Consider the following 17,125-nt stretch of genomic DNA (forward strand, 5'->3'; position numbering starts at 1 on the left):
CCTTATTTAAACTCTATGCTTATCGTGAATCTCTTGCTTGCTTCGGTTATATCAGCGGGAAACGCCGGAAACGGCGCTGACTTCTCAATCGCCGTTACAACCGCGCCTCGTAAAGCAACGTCATCGGTTGAGCCGTTTAATATCTCCACATCTACCAAATCTCCATCAGAAGATAAAGTAAATGCCGCGTTCACCACGCCGCTGCCTGAGTCAAGGGGCTTAACCAACGCTTTACCTATCATATCATGTAATATTTTATAATAGTCCATATACGTAACTATGGTTGGCGTAAGTGTAGACCCTACGGTACTGATGGGTTCTACTGTCTGCATCTTCTCATATCCGCTGCGGCCTAACGGTATCCTTAACTCCTGGACAAATTTATTATTCGCTTCCTTCAATGCGCGTACTGCATACGCAGCCGGACCATCATAAAAGACATCCTTATCTTCAAAGCTATGCCTGACATTACCCTCCCATAGAATCCTTCTGCCAGCGACATCAATAACTCTGATATTGCCATATTCGACATCAGCCCCAACTGTCTTGGGATTAGCCATTGCTTCAGCAAGCACACCTACCATACCAAATAATACGGATGCGCCTGCCGCTCCTTTTTGGAACCCATAGAAATGCCTGATATCGCCATCTATAACTAACTCTACGCCATCCTTATTTAACATCGCCGCATCTTCCAGATTTATATCCCTAAACTCTACTGAGGTAAATACCCTGGCCTTTCTCAGATGCTCTGCAAGCATCTTAGAAATCTGCACATCAACGTTATCCCTAAACATCTTATCATTTGTATATATAAAGCCCTTTCTGTTGCCAGTCCCGGACCGCTCTCCTGCGGGCCTCGCGTCTTCAAATACGTCAACCAGAACCTTATATTCCATCGGCTGATCTTTCTTGTAAAGGCCCTTATCAAAAGCATACTTAATAGATGTAGCACACCCACTAAGAAATAGAGCTAAAAGCATCGTAGTGATTATCTTATATGGACGCATATATCCTTTCTTTTGCCATCTCTGTTTAGTCCCTATTTACTCTTACTCAACAGAATAAATCACAGTGCAATTAGCGGTAATTTTCAGGTATCCCGATTCAATCTGCGGAGCTATTTCTGCTTTGGCAATCGCTCTCTTAGCAAAGGAATCAGCCAGTTGTTCTTCCCTGAGAAAATCATAGCCGTCGCTTACGCCGCTTTGTATTTTTAAAACTTTGCCTAAGGTGGCGCCGCTACCTTCAGCTAATTGCAACGCCTTCTGCCTGGCATTATCCGCTGCCTTCTTTAGGGCATCTATCCTTAACTGCTCAACGTTGGTAGCGGTATATGTAAGGCCGCTAACAGTGGTCTCGGCTATGTCGGCAAGACGCGCCAATATCTTTCCTAAATCATCAAGTTTATATAAAGTTATCTTGAGATTATGAATGACCTCGTAGCTGGTTGGCCTGGCTATGGTGCTAAAAATCCTTTTGCCTTCGTATAAAGGATAATAGACATATCCCAGATTTCTTATGTCTTCTTTTTTCACCCCGAAAGATGTCAGCGTTTCCTGTATGGAATTGATTCTTTCCGTACTTACTTCAAAGGCGCGCTCTAATTTCTTCTCCTCAGCCCTCATCCTTATATTAAAATAGGCCTTGTCTGCGATTACTTCAATTTCTCCCTGGCCCTCAACTATCAACTTGGGATACTCCTCGTCACAGCACCTTGTATTGCATTCAGAAGCAGCGTAAGCTGTATATGACAACGCGGCGATAAATAAAGTCAATACGCCGACCATCATGTATTTCTTCATCTTTTTACCCCCTCTCTCTATTCCTCACTATCTACCTACACAACTCCAACTCAAAACACACCAAAGAACGAGAATTTATCTGTAACTTAAATCATGATAATCGACTACGCAGAAACGACACTATTTTTCTATTTTCTGGCAAAATTCATGTCAATATTTGTGCCTAACTCTCATAGCTGTGGATAGTTATGTAAAACGTCTGGGGTGCTATTTTATTAGGATTGCCTCCCTCATTTTTTCCAATTATTTCTTATTTGTCTGCCATTAAAGACAAAATAATAAATATCATGCCAGCCTTTTTTGAGAATTTTTTTGAAATAACGAGGGGTGACACTATCAGAATTACTATCGATTTCATCAACTACTTTATCCCATTCTAATTCTTTGTTACAAACTGGGCATCGTGGGATTGCATCTATTGTAAATTTTCCACCACAGGAACATGGCTGTAAACCCTTGGAGATCGCTATCTTCATTTTCTTGATATTTTCTTCAAATATAGCTAAGTCTTGTTTTCTATGTGTATTATACTTTCTCCCTAAAATATATTTTTCATAGAATCTACCCTTGGACATTTCTTCGCTATATGTATCTACGGTAGCCACTATCCCACATTGGTCACAATAAAAGAATATCTCGTCGCCAAAACCAGCGTGAGCAAATTCAAAATTAAAAGACGAATTACAGTGATAACAATGCAATATTTTCTCTGGCATTTTTAGTTTGGATTAGGATAGGCATCTATAACTCTATTTTCTCCATGTATTTGGAATTGAGGGGCGCCTCCTCCTGTATTAGGCAATCTAAATACAGCATTATTCGGTGCTAACACATCAACAAACCACTCTCCAACACCGGCGCGTGGTTGACTTACAAACCTCCTAAACTCGGCTGGATTCAGTCTCATCGCCATTTTTCCTGTAGCTGGATCGATAGCATTGTGGAGCGTAACATAAGAATCAGGGTTCAATCCCCAAGGAGATTTTCTAATAAGCGCCGCTGATACCTTATCGGTCCCATGCAAATATCTCCCCCAACCATACCTCTTTGTGCTGCGCGCTGTTGAAGCAGTTGCCTCTGCTGCTAAGCCAGCTTGGGGGATAGCTCCTGCGCCAGCGCCAACAGGTGGGGATACAATTGGCGGTAAGACACCTTGACTTACAAAATGATCTACGGATAATCCGTGCGCAAAAGTCTGATAGCCGCCTAAATAGGAACCCTCAATTAAACCGCCGGTTATCGCACCTATGCCAAAGCCGATACCACCGGCTTTCATTGCATCACCAAAGCTTCCACCTGAACCCAATGTCTCACCGAAGGCACCGCCAAAACCCGCGGTTCCCATCTCAGCGGCGCCGATGAGGAAACCACCGCCAAAGGTATAAGTTGATTCGCCAAGGCCTTTCGCTATGCCGGTGGCCCAACCAACACCCGCCATCCCGCCTAAGATACCGCCTGCTAACCCACCTGCAAAACCACCCCAGTTCCCGGTGTTGACCGCATTACCGAAGGAATTAAACAAATTAAACAGCTGGAAGCCAAACATCATGTTGCCGGTAAGGAGAGTACCAAGGATTCCAGCTATGATACCGAAAAACTTACCGAAGTGCTTCTTAAACCACCCATGACCTGTCGGATCAACCAGGTTGATCGGATTGTTATTGCAATAGGAGTAGCGGTTGAGGGTTTGCGGATTGTAGGAATCCTGGACTATGGTATCCGCTTGGGTGAAGCGGCCGATGGTTGGGTCGTAGTAGCGGGCGCCGTAGTAATACAACCCGCTCTGGTCGAGCTCTTTGCCGTTGTAGTAGCGGTTAGCGGCGACTGATCTGTCGTCAGGGGTTGGCGAGCCGGAAACAAACTCTCCATACGGTGCGTAGTGGGCCTCCTGGACAATCGCACCGCTGTTATTGGTGATGACGCTGGAGGAGCCGAGGTGATCGCTATGGAAATATGAAATTACTTCGTTGGTACCTTCAATATTATCTTGCAGTGGTGAGCTAGTTATTGTGCAGATACGGTTGCTTCCCAAAAAGATATGTTTAGTACGTTTCGTCAATAAAGCCGCTGAAATAGCCCTAACAATGGAATTATCACCATTGCCTGAACCTGTGGTAATCTCATATAGAGAACCAACATATTTGGTAGCTATGTCCCCTGCTGTCTTCTTCACCCTTCCGCCGTCGCCGTCGTAGGCGTAAGAAGCGAGGGTCTCCAGCGTAGAAACCGGCTGGCTGGTAACAGTAAGGGCGGCGCCGTTTGAAGAGGTAACGTAGACATAATAGTTTCTGTTAACTTCCAGTGCCTCAAAGTCATTGAATTTCGCGATACCCACGTAGTGCTCGTAGCTTTGCGTGCTGGTATTGTAGCGGGAGATCTGGTCAAATTCTCCTTTTATCGGCGCGAAGATCTGGTCTATACGGCTGTCTTCCGGCAGACGCGGGAAGAAAATGAGGTTCCAGCCCTGATGCAGCTCATAGGTGTCTATCCCGTCGTCAAACGCTCCTCTCTCTATACAGGTGAGCCGGTTCTCTATGTCATAGATGAAGTTCTGGCCTGCCTTGACCGTCATGTTGCCGTTGGCGTCGTATTCAAACTCCGTGCCGTCGGAAAGCGCCCTTACCGCGTGGGGCTTGTTGCGGCTGTCGTAGGTGAATGTCAGGCCGTCTTTTTCAATGATGTTGCCTATGGAATCGTAATCATAGGACTTTACGCCGTAGGCGCCTTGCGCCTGCGTGAGCCGGCCCAGGTCATCATAGGTAAAGGACTGATCAAAAGAGCGGTTCTTGTTGTCGGTTATGTTGCTTATATTGCCGTCGTTGTAGAAATCATAATGCAAACTTTGGAGCGTGCCGGCGCTGGACTCTGTTGATATATCTGAAAGCCGCAGCATATTGTCGTAGGCGTAATCGGTAACCGCGCCGTTACCATAGGTAATGCTCTTGATCTGGCCTGTAGAGTGATAAATGACATTCTGGACAATGGTTCCCTGGGGGATGTTAGAAACTGACGTTGTATCTTCCGCAATGCGCTCCTGGCCGGGCGGGGTAAAGTTTGAGTTCCAGCGGGCAATGCCTTTTGAGACGCGGAATTCATCAAGCCGGCCGTCAAGGTGATGCTTGCCTTCCATATCCACGCTGATCTTTAGCGGCGCGTTGGAATCGGGCATTGTCCCAAAAGGACTATACGCCGTCACATTAAGCGCGGCTCCGTTCAGGAACATACGGCAGGCGCTCCCGTCCCTTACCACCGCGAAATGATACCAGGTATCAGTGGTGACGTTAAAACCGGAACCTACAAAGTCGCCCGCGTAAACCCCTTCGGACAGCGCGCTAAAGCCCGCGTTCCCTGCCGGCGGATTGAGAGTAATATACCAAAGGTTTTTGTAATCACTGTCGGTTTGCTGGGCGATCGTAACGGAGGACGCCATAGTATTAAACTTGACCCAGAAATCTATGGTGAAGTCACCGCTGCCAAAATTCCAGCCCTCGTTGTCGGTTATTGAAAGATAGCTTCCTTCCTTCCCGTCTAATAGAAGCGAGCCGCTGCCGAATCTCTGCTCCTGGGTATCTATATAGGCGTTGCCAGAGAAGGCCACCGGATTACCCAGGTCGTCAAAGGTAAATGTGTCGCCCTGGCTGCCGTCAAATCCCAGCTGCAGCCGCGTATAGCTGTCGGGATTGGCGTATGTATCAGGCAGAGACGCGACATCGGGCGGCTGTCCGGGATTTATATTACGGTTACCGGCTTCGGAGCCGTTCCCGGTAACGTGCACGGCTCCCTGCGGGCCGTAGGCATACCATACGCGCGATGAATCGGGATAGATCACTGAAGTAAGCCGGTCAAGCGGGTCGTAGGCGCGTTCAACCGTATACGAAACGCCGTCTATTGACTTGAGCGACTTGACTTCCCTGCCCAGGTTGTCATAGAAGAAATCAGTTGAGCCGGATGGATAGGTCACGCGGGAAAGCCGGCCGATGCAATTTTGTTTGGAAGAATCATCGTAGGCGTACGCCGCTAATATTGTTGAGTCGGTATATTTTCTGGTCAGGCGGTTCAGGGCATCGTAGTCAAATCTTAACACCTGGCCTTTCGCGTCGGTCTGATTCATAAGGTTGCCGGCCGCGTCATATTCATAACGCCACTCCCCCATATCCGGGTCGTTCATATAGAGTTTTCTGCCGAGGGAGTCGTAGGTTATTCGCGTGGTATTGCCTTGATCATCAACAATCCCGGTTAAGTTACCCAGTGGATCATAAACATACCTGGTGGTGTATTGCGCGCCTTCATTAAATTCCCGCGCCTGGGCCACCCTGCCGAAGCTGTCGGATACAGTGGTCTTATAACGGCCTGCCTCATCGGTCACGGTCACCTCTAAGCCGTTATACGCGGTTGATACGTACGTCCCATCGGGATTGGTAACCCGGCTTATTCTGCCCGCGGGGTCATAGTCATAGACGACCTTGGTGATATCGGAGATGACGTCTCTGTTAAGCTGGGCGCTGGAGCGGACATAGTAGGGCCGGTATTTCTCTTTGGCTCTGCCTGCCGCGTCGTAAACCACCCTGCCTGAAACCACCTGTTTGCCTGATTCGTTCGCCGGCGACTTCTCCTGCATCAGGCGGCCCAGGCCGTCAAAAAATGAGTAAGAGTGATAATAGCCGGCCGGTTGAGAAGAATATTTTACCTTCTTTATGACCTTGACCGGGCTGGTGTCCAGCCGGTATTCATAAGAAACTGCGGGATACTCCTCGGTATCATTTGGGCCGACTACCTTCCAGAGCCGGCCGAGCTTATCGTAGATGTTCCTGGTCGTCTGGCCGTTGGGGTCGGTGGTGGACTTTACCTGGCCGAACAGGCCAAAGCCGAAACCGTTACTTTCATTTACGCCGTAGTATTCGGTCTTAACTGTGTGGCCCAGGGCATTACGCACCTCAACCGGAAAGGCGCGGTAGGTGTTATCATAAATAGTAGTGGTGACATTCCCCTTAGGGTCGGTCGTCTTTACAAGGTTGCCGTAATCGGCATAGAGCGGATCTGATGAAGACAGGCCATTATCATACGTATAGCCCGAAGTGTATAATGTATCGCTGTTTGTCAGGGGGTTGTGGCAGGTGACCGCCTCGGATGACGGCTGGCCGTTAGAATTGTACGCGACGGATTTCCTGTTCCAGGTAGTGTCATCTGAAATTACATTTACCTCGTGCGGCAAGCCAACTATCCATCTGTCCCGCCTGGAATTGTCAAATATCGTCAGCGTTATCCTGTCATCCGAGCCAATAGACAGGTCGCCCAATTCAGTAACCTGCGCGCGGGAAACCAGTCCGTTCTCAAGCGCGATCGCCGTGGTAGAAGCGGTATTAACCAGAGAAGATCCCGCGCCGTCATATATATAGGTATCCTGGCGCGCCGCGTAAGGCAGATAGCTTCTGCCTGCTACAGCATCGGCCTCATTAACATCGCCGCCTGAAGAGACGTCTTTTATCCGCCATTGTGTCAGCTGACGGGAATAGATGTTGCCTGAAGGGTCCTTTGTCAGCGCCTCTTTGGCCCTGCCTTTTAATATTTCTCCCTGCTCAAAGTATGTTTCTGTGTAATTGCCTTCCGCGTCGGTCGTCTTAACGTAACCGAAGCCGCGGAAGTCCTTATCCGGGATATCGTAAAGCCCGCCCGCGTAGAAATAGGACGTCCTGTAAGAACTCCCCTGGCCGTCCGAAACCAAACTCGCCGTAAGCACAGGAAGCGTAAACGGCAGATCGGTCTGCTCATCGCCGCCCTTATTGTCAAACCGCGAAGAAGCCCCGTATTCAAGGTCTAAAGATCCGCCCAAACCATTCTCTACCTTGCGAAGCAGATCAGGAAACTCTCCCTGTGACAGCGCCAGCTCTAAATTACCCGAAGCGCCGTAGGCGAAGAAGTCGGTCAGGCCGTCGCCGTTATAATCCGCCGACTGGATCTGCGATGTGGGATCGCTGAAAATAACATAGAGGTTTACTTCCTTTATATCGCCAAAACACAGCCCTTTTGACGGCTTATAAAACATCCTGCCGGTAGAATAATCATAATAGCCGATATCGGTCAGCCCGTCTGAATTAAAGTCGGAGACCACAAAGTTTTTCTTCGCGCCGAATCCGGAAACAACTTCCAGATCCCTGAACTGCGAATCCAACTGGCCGGTATTCAGGGCTATCTGCCAGTTTCCGCTGTCATAATTAAAGGAACCGATATCTGCCAGGCCGTCGGCGTTAAAGTCGCCTGTAAAGGGAATATCGTTCTCGCCTCCCGCCTCGCGCTCAGTAGGAAGTATCTCCAGGCCGCCGCCTATATAAACGGCGTATTTAGAATAAAGCTTGCCTCCCGACTTATAGAAAACGCAGACATCCGTCAGTCCGTCGGCGTTAAAGTCGCCTGTGCCGTATTGCCAATCCCTATCCATCCCCGAAAGCCGCACCCCCGCGTCAACGAACTTCTTGCCGTCCGATAAGGCAAGCCTCATGCTGCCTCCGGTAGAACTGATGCCTGCGGCATCTGTCCTGCCGTCGCCGTTAAAGTCGCCTAAAAGAAGTCTGCCGTCTTTGGCAAAGTCCTCAATCCACGCCTCTTTGGGAAGGAATGCCGTGCCGTTGGATAATGACACCATCACCTTGCCGGAAGAAGGGATGAACGTACCCGCGTCTGCCAGGCCGTCGGCGTTAAAATCGCAGGAGAGCTGAGGCAGGATTACCTGCGTAGAATTCATCAGATCAACGTTATCCGCAAGGGCGTAATTCAGGTCGCAATTAATACTTTCGTGTTGATTATACGCGGTGATCTCAATAAGGTTATAGCCCTCTTTTAAATGCCACGGCTCGCCGGCAACGCTGCGAGAATAGTCGCCGTTCAGCCAGACCGCGTCAATACCCCTGAGCGGCACGTTAAGTGTCTTTGGCTGCTTTACGTAGACATAAGTCCAGAACCAATTAGCCGCATCCTGCGAACTGGAGAAATGGAGGTTTCCGTTGGACTCAATACTCCAGCTTCCGTTTGACCAGCTGCCGGAAGATTTGACATATGGCCCCTCTACCCACTTTACACCAAATACCGGCTCAAAGGCAGGCCCGGGCACAGGCCCAAAATTGTCGTGGCCATAGTCAAATCCACCGTCAAAGCGGCAGTTCCAGAGGTTGTCGCCTTTCGTGGGATCGTCAGTAATGATGGAAACGCTATATATGGGCTCGGGATTATCCTGATAAGTAAAGGTAAGCGCGGGCATGGCGGTTGTGCCGTCGGAGCCGTATTCTGTGACTGTCCTTAACAGCGAACGGCCGGTCTTTTTGCTATATTTGTAGCCAAAGACATACTTACGGATCAACCCTGTGTTGGAGTAAACGTTCACGGCCTTTAAGCGCCGCCTGGTCTCTATCTTGAACCCGCTGCGGTAGTTCTCGATGGGGTCTTCCCTTTCTTCTGTCTCAACCTCTGCCTCAACCCGCAAGCTCAGCCCCTGGCTGGCGTCTCCATAACCGCCGCGGTCTGTTCCCGGCTTACCGGTATACCTGACCTCAAAGCTTCCGTTTTCAAGGTATTTGATAAACAGGTAATTTCCGTTTATGTCTTTGATCTCGCTTAAGCGCCACCTGAAGACATCAGTGCCTTCGTATTCGCGTGAACGATCGCTCAATACGCTGTCTAAACCGAAATAATAGGTATTGCCCTGCTTGTCCCTGGCGCTCCAAGATGTCCCGTCAAAGGCGAACTTCATAAAATCGCCCTCTATTCTCGAACGGTATTCGTTGGCGCCCACGGATACTAATTCCGAAGCTGACCCGCCCAAAGAACAGATAAACGTATCTGTAGAGTCATACTTGGGGACGCCTTTCTTAGTAGAGCGCTCAATGCAGCCCATATCCATTCTCCAGCCCACGCCCAGCAGATCATTGCCTGATGAAGCGGAATAGCTTAATGCCAAATTGGGCTGGATACCCTTCCTTCCGGCAGGGGCATATATAGGAAAAGAAATAACCGGTGAGCCGCTGTAGGGGTCAAGGTGGAAACTCTTGATCAGATTCTCCGGCATAGGCGCTGCGCCGGGAGCGTCTATGGAAAGAGGCCGCGCCTGTGAACCGGAAGACGAAATGTTTTCGCCGCTGCCGTAGCCCATAAGTTCCTCTGTGGTCACGGGAGACGGCGCAGCGGAAGCAGGCGCCTCATTCGCGTACGCGGCATCGCGCAAGCAAAACACAAACAGATGCGCTACTATCAGTACCAGTGAAATGGGCTTAAAGATCAACGGTTTCTTCATATCTTATTCGGGATCAGGTGGATTCCGTACAATATAGATATCCGACTCCTTTGATGCCTCTCCTGAGGAGCTGCGCGCGGTAACGCCCAGCGTATGCCGGCCGATATCCGCCGCAGAAGTACGCCATTCAAAATCATTGTCGCCTGAGAAATCCTGGACAACTTCATCGTCTATGGAGAAACGGAAGCTGAATACGCCGAAGACAGAACCGGTTGCCGAGGAGGAAAGCGTTACGGCCTGCCCTTCCGTGAACTTAGCTGCGTCTTGCGGAATAAAGCTTATTGCGCCCGTATCGGGAACTGAGCCGCGCAAAGAGATCCGGTAGCTGCCCGTATCATTATAACCATCATCGTAAACATACAGAAAATACCTGCCTTCAGCCGCTGTCAAAGATGAACCCTCTGTATAGCTGACAGCGCCGCCGCGCTCGTTATACAGGATAAACGCCGGGTTAAAGCCGCCGCCCTGAGAAATGCTTGATACCTCAAATGAAATGACCTGCCCGGGGTTAAGGCCGCTGATAACGTAAGAATCCATCTCGCCTGCCAGAGATATGGCTGCCTCGGTATCCCCTGCCGACACCTCACTTGTATTCCCGGGGCTGTTGAGCCGCTGAAGGGTAAACCCCGCTCCGGCAGGTATACCTAATATATATTGGCCGTCTGAGCCGGCTGTGAATGTTCCGACAGAAGGGCTGATGCTGTTTGCCAGAGGGCCGTAAATTTCCGCGGAAGATGCCGACGCTATGAGGAATCTATCGCCCGAAGAGGCGTTAAAGCTGTAATAGGAAGCGGCGCCGGACGCGACCGCCCTGCCTAAGTCGATCTGCGGGGTGAGCGATATTTCCGCCGTGCCCTTCAAGGAGTAATCCTGCCTGTCAATACTGTCGGTAACGGAAAGATATACGTTTCTCCTGCCTGCGTATTGCTGCTTGAATATCAATCTCCAGCTTATGATCAGCCTCTTGCCGTCGCCCTCTACGCGCGCGCCTGTCCCGGCACAGAGCACTTTCACATAATCGTTCTCCAGTATATTATCCGAGCCGGCAGCGTAGCTTCCAAGCCACCTTGCCTGCCCTCCTATCCCGGAGATCTTAAGGATATTGCTCTGGCGCTCGTAAGCCAGATAGAAGGCATTATCACCGTCTCCTATCTTAACATCTGTAATTATAATGTCCTCGGCTGTGTTTACGTCAAAAAAGGCGCTGCTCATAGTAACCGGGGTATCTGTAAACGGCCTTTCAGGTGAAAAACTTACCCCTTCAGCCAAAGACGGCGCATCGGTGTCGTCGGCCGGCTCTATGTTGATGCTGCCGGCTTCTGCCCAGCCGGAAAACGCTCCGGAATAAGTAGTAGTCGCCGCAAACAACTTCTTTACGCCGGTAAAACCGGGCTTGAAGACAACGCGCCAGCTCACAAGCAGGTTCCCATTGTTTAAGCTGTATATAGCGCCGCCGTCTGCCAGAACAGCGCTAAACCTCGCGCGGGAATTCTCCACAGATACGTTGCTGCCCAGAAAGCTGCTTCCGGCATCACTGCGCAGATACAGCTTATTCTCTAACCTGTCATAGTAGGCATTTACCGCGTTGGCATCCGAGGGATCGGAACCTATAAGAAAATGCGCTCTTCTTATCTGGGCCGCGCCGGTTGCCGTAGACCTGAACACATATTCCCTCCCTACGCTGATATCGCCGGAAGGGATATACAGGGACACCACAGGAGGAGGATCGGGTATGGTTATTTCGCCTTGCGGCGGCTTATACCAGCCCACAAATCTTCCCGGATCCCTGTCTGTTACTGCCATATAAATGGATTTCGCGCCTGCGAAGGCGCTTTTAAAGCTAAGCGACCACCGTACTATCAGGGTATTGGGGGTATTCTTGTCTATAGCCGTAGCCCGGCAATCCAGGGTTACATAGCTGTTGGAAATGGTATTGTTTGAGCCGGGGGCATAGCCGGCAAGCCACTGGCCGTTATCTCCCACAAGAGAAAGACGGTTGTTTGTATTCCTGTAAACAAGCCGTATTGAGGCAGAACCATCTTTGATGAGGAATTCAGCGAAGCGAATATCGTTTACCCCATCCTCATCCTGATACGTAGCAGTAAAGGTATAGGCCCTGTCGATCTCAAATGTGCCCGAGGATGGAGTTACAGAGACGTTCACGGGCGAAGCGGCAAAGGCAGGACAGAGAAAAAATAAAGACAGGAATACACAGATCATTCCTGTCTTATAATTACAAATCATGGGCCTTTTTGTCTTGTTAACCAATGTAGAGCTCCGCTTTCCCCGGGTTGACCCTAACCCTTATTTTAGTATAAGTATACCATACAAAAAGCAATTGTCAAGCACCTTATGCGAAAGGTTTTTTACCCTTCCTCTATCCTGCCAAGGGCCTGGCCGACCTCCACGTCCGAGCCTTCCTGTGATAGTATTTCGGCAAGAGTGCCGCTGGCTGGGCTGGGCAGGTTAAAGGTGGCTTTATCGGTGGTAAGCTCAACCAGGTCATCGCCCTGATTGACCTTTTCGCCCTCCTGGAAATACCAATACGATATGGTTGCCTTAGTTATGCCTTCTCCCAATTCCGGTAAGATTATCTGCGTCATTGAAACCTCCGTCAGTTACAAATAGATTTGAAATATCCCCGGCCACCTTATCAATGGGTATGGTTTTACCCGATTCTTTCTGTATAGACGTCATCTCTATGTCCTGGCCGCAGGGCCTTATATAGGTAAATTCCAATAAGTCATTGTTGACATTGAGGGCAAATCCAAAAAAACTGACCCAGCGGCTGACGGCTATGCCTATGGAGCAGATCTTTTTCTCCCCTACCCATACCCCCCTGTTGCCGGTTTTGACCTCGCCGTTAACGCCGTATATGCGCAAAAGTTTACAGACATGGCCTTCTAACGCGCTCAAATACCAATGTATATCTTTTTTGTGCCTGCCTAAATCTAAGACGGGATAAACCACAAGTTGTCCCGGATTATGCAAAGTAACATCTCCGCCTCGCGGCGCCGAAACGACCCTGATACCTCTCTCAACCAGAAATGCCTCATCCTTAAGGATGTTTTGCCTGCCTGCCTTTCTACCCAGAACAACGCATGCCGGCGAATGCTCGCAGAATAATACGATATCGTCCGCGCCTGCCTTAACGCGGCTGACCGCGTCAATCTGCCTGTTAAACGCCGTTTCAAAGTCAATGATACCGAGATCGATGAAATCCACTATTGCCTCAGCGTCTCCTGGATCAGCTCGGATAATGAAGGATGGGCGAATATGGTATTATCAATGGAATCTTTACTGAGGTTGTTGTTGACCGCGCAGGTCAATAACGCGATCAGCTCGCAGGCAGACGGCCCGACAATTGTCGCCCCCAATATCCTGCCTGCCCCGTCGCGGGCGGGGCCTGTGCCGGACTCAACTAATATTTTAATGAACCCGTCGGTTTCGTTCATGATCTGCGCCATGCCGTTTGCCGGAAAATCCAATTTCTTCACAAGGTAGTTTATGCCTGCCTTTTTTGCTGCCTCTTCGTTAAGGCCCACGCTGGCAACCTCCGGCTCGGTAAATATACAGGTAGGAACCGCGCGCGTGTCTCTTTTTACCGGCTTATCCGGGTTCAGCATATTCCTCACTGCCAGGCGGCCCTCATACGCCGCCAGATGCGCCAATTGAATACTGCTTGAAGCATCGCCGGCAGAATATATGTTCCCGACGCCGGCCCGCAAATGATCGTCAACCACGATCCTGCCTTTTTCCGTCTTGATGCCTAATGAGGCATCAAACAGGCCTTCTGTATCGGCTACGCGGCCTATGGCCACCAGCACCTTATCAAATTCATCTAATTTCAGCGAGAATAAATCCGTCTTTGTCAAAACCTTGATCTTTTTCTTCCTGAAGGCCGACTCGATCTTCCGCGACGCCTCCGCGTCCTCTACCGGCAGCAGCCGCTCCAACATCTCTACTATCGTAACCTCCGAACCAAAGCTGCCGTATATTGAGGCAAATTCGCAGCCGATAAATCCGCCGCCTACGATAAGCAGCTTCTCAGGCACCTCTGTAAATTCTAACGCGTGGTCGCTGGAAACTATTCTCCGCGAGTCGTATGCCAGCCGCGGCAGCCGCGCCGGTCTTGAACCGGTGGCGACAAGAATGAATTTTGCCGAGATCTTTTTATTCGCGGCCTCTATTTCGTTGGGTGAGATTATTTTCGCCGCGCCCTGGATGTAATCTACCCCGGACTTTTTTACGCGGAAATCCATCCCTCTTGAAAGCTTTTCTATGACCGCCTTACGCCAGTTCTGCGCCTGCTGAAAATCAAACTGGGCCCCCCGCGGTTTTACGCCGAAAGAGGGTATCTTCTGTAAATGGGACAGCGCCTTCGCGGACTGGACAAACGCTTTGGTGGGTATGCAGCCCCTGTTCAGGCAGGTGCCGCCGATCTTATCCTTTTCGATCAGGCAGGTGTTGAGGCCGTTTTCTCTGGCGTACATAGCGGCGCTGAAACCCGCCCACCCTGCGCCGATTATCGCTAAGTCGTAATCCATCTGGTGGACTTCTTTATCTCTTCCGCCGACTCTGATAACCTTCTTTTCTCTTCGGCATTCAACTCTAACTCTATAATCTGCTCGATGCCTCTCCTGCCGATCCTGCAGGGCACGCCGACGCATACATCGTGAAGCCCGTATTCGCCTTCAAGGCAGCACGATACGGGGATGTCTTTATTCTCATCCTTTAATATCGCCTTTGCCAGATCGGCTATTGCCGCCGACGGCGCGAAATAAGCGCTGCCGCTGCCGAGCGCGCCTACGATCTCCGCGCCGCGTTCAACAGTGCGCCTGACAAGCTCATCCAGCGCGGCCTTGTCGAGCAGCTTATCAAGGGGGGCATTCTTTACACGGGAAAAACGCGGCAAGGGAAGCATCCCGGCTCCGTGCGCGCCTATGACCAACGCCTCTACTTCGGACTGAGGCACATTAAGCTCCCTGCTGATGAGGTTGGCGAAACGCGCGGAATCAAGCCCCGCGCCCATGCCTATGACCCTTTCCCTCCTGAAACCGGTTATCTTAAGGCCGAGCTGCGTCATTACGTCCAGCGGATTGGTCACAATTATCACAATAGAATCATGCGCCAGGCGCCTGATCTCCAGGCAGATGCCTTTTATTATGTCGGCATTTTTCCTTAAGAGGTCTTCCCTGCTCATCCCGGGCCTGCGCGCCAGGCCCGCCGTTACAACGATCAAATCTGAGCCCTCTACATCGGAAATATTCTGCGACGAGAAAACGCGGTAATCCCTTTTGAATACAGCCGAGGAGTCCTCAAGATCCAGCTGTTTTCCCTTTGCCAGGCCCGCGGCAATATCTATCAAAAAAACATCCGCTATCGCCTCATCCAGAAGGCGCATAGCGGCCAGTCCGCCGACGTTCCCGGCGCCGATTATTGAAATCTTTGGCATTTATTTTTTGATCTTTGCGGCAATCGCCTCTGCCATCTCAAGAGTGCCCACGGCAGAGGGATCATCCCTGTTTTCCTTTAAGTCGTAGGTCACGGACCTGCCCTCGCGCATAACATCGCTTACGGCCTTATCCAATTTCAAGGCGGCATTTTCTTCGCCGAGATATTTCAGCATTAACACCGCGGAGAGGATCATCGCCGCTGGATTCACTCTGTTCTTCCCGGCATGCTTAGGCGCTGAACCATGCACCGCCTCAAATACGGCTATGCCGTCTCCAATATTGGCGCCGGGAGCGACTCCCAGCCCTCCCACCAGCCCCGCGCAAAGGTCCGATAAGATATCGCCGTAAAGGTTGGGCAGGACAAAAACATCGTAATTATGCGGCCTCAATACAAGCTGCATTGACAGGTTGTCCACGATGGCATCGTCAAAAGCGACCCTGCCTTCGTATTCAGCCGCTATCTCCCGGGCAACCGACAGGAACAGCCCGTCGGTAAACTTCATGATGTTGGCCTTATGCACGGCTGTGACTTTCTTGCGGCCGTTCTTAAGCGCGTACTCAAAAGCAAACTTGACTATGCGCCGTGACGCGGACTCCGATATCGGCTTTATGGAAACGGCTGAATCGGCAATGATTTTCTTATCCCTGAGGGAATTGATCTTCTCAATGACTGACCTTGTGTCTGCTTCGCCCTTTTGAAATTCTATGCCCGCGTAAAGGTCTTCGGTGTTCTCCCTGACCAGCACCAGGTCAATATCTTTATATTTTGATCTTACGCCTTCGTATGATTTTGCCGGCCTCAGGCAAGCGTAGAGATCAAGCTTCTGGCGTATGGCAACGTTTACGGAACGAAACCCGCTGCCGACAGGCGTGGTTATGGGGCCCTTCAGCGCGACCTTGTTTTTCCTGATCGAATCAAGCGTCTGCTCAGGCAGGACTGTGCCGTATTTCTTAAGCGCTGTCTCGCCGGCAACCGCCTCCTCCCATTTGATCTTAACTCCGGCGGCGTCCACGCACATCCGTGCCGCCTCTGCCACTTCCGGCCCTATGCCGTCTCCGGGGATTAATGTAATTGTGTGATTCATAACTTTATCCCGCCATGTTTCTTAAAATGCGCCACCAGGCCGCCGTCCTCAAGCAGCGTGCGCATAACTTTATTCAGCGGCTTAAAAGGGGTGCGCGTTTGCCGGCTCTTATTCTCCAATACACCTTTCTCTATATCTATCACTATTTCGTCGCCTTGTTTTATCCCGCCGGTATCCGCCTCTATAAGCGCCAGCCCTATATTAAATCCGTTCCTGTAAAATATCCGCGCGAAACTCTTTGCCACGACGGCGTTTATGCCCGCCGCCTTTATGACCAACGGCGCCTGCTCGCGCGATGAGCCGAGGCCGAAATTGCCGCCGGCGACTATGATACTCTTGCCAGGGGTAAGCTTTTCAGGGAAATCCGGGTCAATGTCCTCCATAATATGCTTCGCCAATTCTTTCATATCGGTGATGGCGAATTTGTAGCGCCCCGATATGATAAAGTCGGTGTTGATATTGTCGCCTAATAATACCGCCTTGCCTGAGATCACCATT

The 17,125-nt window shown here is 50.4% G+C and carries 11 protein-coding genes; all 11 read right to left on the reverse strand.

Annotated features, from left to right (window positions below):
* Positions 1-2: 2 nt before the first annotated feature.
* The gene (locus PHR44_05945) at positions 3-899 is read right to left on the reverse strand and encodes an energy transducer TonB (GenBank protein MDD4910204.1); all 897 of its coding nucleotides are present in this window, start codon (positions 897-899) and stop codon (positions 3-5) included.
* 153 nt (positions 900-1,052) lie between these two features.
* Positions 1,053-1,805, reverse strand: coding sequence for an SIMPL domain-containing protein (locus PHR44_05950; protein MDD4910205.1), 753 nt, complete (start codon positions 1,803-1,805; stop codon positions 1,053-1,055).
* A 230-nt stretch (positions 1,806-2,035) separates the two neighbouring features.
* Positions 2,036-2,410, reverse strand: a complete 375-nt coding sequence (locus tag PHR44_05955; GenBank protein ID MDD4910206.1) for a hypothetical protein — start codon at positions 2,408-2,410, stop codon at positions 2,036-2,038.
* Between the two features lie 113 nt (positions 2,411-2,523).
* A complete protein-coding gene (locus tag PHR44_05960) occupies positions 2,524-10,086 on the reverse strand; it encodes a SpvB/TcaC N-terminal domain-containing protein (GenBank protein MDD4910207.1) in 7,563 nt (2,520 codons plus the stop codon).
* 3 nt (positions 10,087-10,089) lie between these two features.
* A complete protein-coding gene (locus PHR44_05965) occupies positions 10,090-12,306 on the reverse strand; it encodes a hypothetical protein (protein ID MDD4910208.1) in 2,217 nt (738 codons plus the stop codon).
* Between the two features lie 146 nt (positions 12,307-12,452).
* Positions 12,453-12,689, reverse strand: coding sequence for a lipoyl domain-containing protein (locus tag PHR44_05970; protein MDD4910209.1), 237 nt, complete (start codon positions 12,687-12,689; stop codon positions 12,453-12,455).
* Positions 12,646-13,311 (reverse strand): lipoyl(octanoyl) transferase LipB, encoded by a 666-nt coding sequence (gene lipB, locus PHR44_05975; GenBank protein ID MDD4910210.1) that lies wholly within the window; start codon positions 13,309-13,311, stop codon positions 12,646-12,648. Before lipB ends, PHR44_05970 begins: the two co-directional genes overlap by 44 nt.
* On the reverse strand, positions 13,311-14,633 hold the full coding sequence (lpdA, locus tag PHR44_05980) for a dihydrolipoyl dehydrogenase (GenBank protein ID MDD4910211.1): 1,323 nt from the start codon (positions 14,631-14,633) through the stop codon (positions 13,311-13,313). The genes lipB and lpdA overlap by 1 nt, the downstream gene beginning before the upstream one ends.
* Complete coding sequence (locus PHR44_05985) at positions 14,618-15,541, reverse strand: malate dehydrogenase (GenBank protein MDD4910212.1); 924 nt, start codon at positions 15,539-15,541, stop codon at positions 14,618-14,620. Before PHR44_05985 ends, lpdA begins: the two co-directional genes overlap by 16 nt.
* Positions 15,542-16,627: an isocitrate/isopropylmalate dehydrogenase family protein gene (locus PHR44_05990; GenBank protein ID MDD4910213.1), complete on the reverse strand. Its 1,086-nt coding sequence runs from the start codon at positions 16,625-16,627 to the stop codon at positions 15,542-15,544.
* Positions 16,624-17,124 carry a 3-isopropylmalate dehydratase gene (locus PHR44_05995; protein MDD4910214.1) on the reverse strand — a complete coding sequence of 167 codons (501 nt, stop codon included), beginning with the start codon at positions 17,122-17,124 and terminating at the stop codon, positions 16,624-16,626. The genes PHR44_05990 and PHR44_05995 overlap by 4 nt, the downstream gene beginning before the upstream one ends.
* Position 17,125: the final 1 nt, after the last annotated feature.

Source organism: Candidatus Omnitrophota bacterium (assembly GCA_028707125.1).
GTDB lineage: Bacteria > Omnitrophota > Gorgyraeia > Gygaellales > JAQTUX01 > JAQTUX01.

What these genes read in the sequence shown, in the direction of transcription:
- PHR44_05945 (MDD4910204.1), bottom strand. Translation starts at nt 899, where the DNA reads ATGGAATATAAGGTTCTGGTTGACGTATTTGAAGACGCGAGGCCCGCA.
- PHR44_05950 (MDD4910205.1), bottom strand. Translation starts at nt 1,805, where the DNA reads ATGAAGAAATACATGATGGTCGGCGTATTGACTTTATTTATCGCCGCG.
- PHR44_05960 (MDD4910207.1), bottom strand. Translation starts at nt 10,086, where the DNA reads ATGAAGAAACCGTTGATCTTTAAGCCCATTTCACTGGTACTGATAGTA.
- PHR44_05965 (MDD4910208.1), bottom strand. Translation starts at nt 12,306, where the DNA reads ATGATCTGTGTATTCCTGTCTTTATTTTTTCTCTGTCCTGCCTTTGCC.
- PHR44_05970 (MDD4910209.1), bottom strand. Translation starts at nt 12,689, where the DNA reads ATGACGCAGATAATCTTACCGGAATTGGGAGAAGGCATAACTAAGGCA.
- lpdA (MDD4910211.1), bottom strand. Translation starts at nt 14,633, where the DNA reads ATGGATTACGACTTAGCGATAATCGGCGCAGGGTGGGCGGGTTTCAGC.
- PHR44_05985 (MDD4910212.1), bottom strand. Translation starts at nt 15,541, where the DNA reads ATGCCAAAGATTTCAATAATCGGCGCCGGGAACGTCGGCGGACTGGCC.
- PHR44_05990 (MDD4910213.1), bottom strand. Translation starts at nt 16,627, where the DNA reads ATGAATCACACAATTACATTAATCCCCGGAGACGGCATAGGGCCGGAA.
- PHR44_05995 (MDD4910214.1), bottom strand. Translation starts at nt 17,124, where the DNA reads ATGGTGATCTCAGGCAAGGCGGTATTATTAGGCGACAATATCAACACC.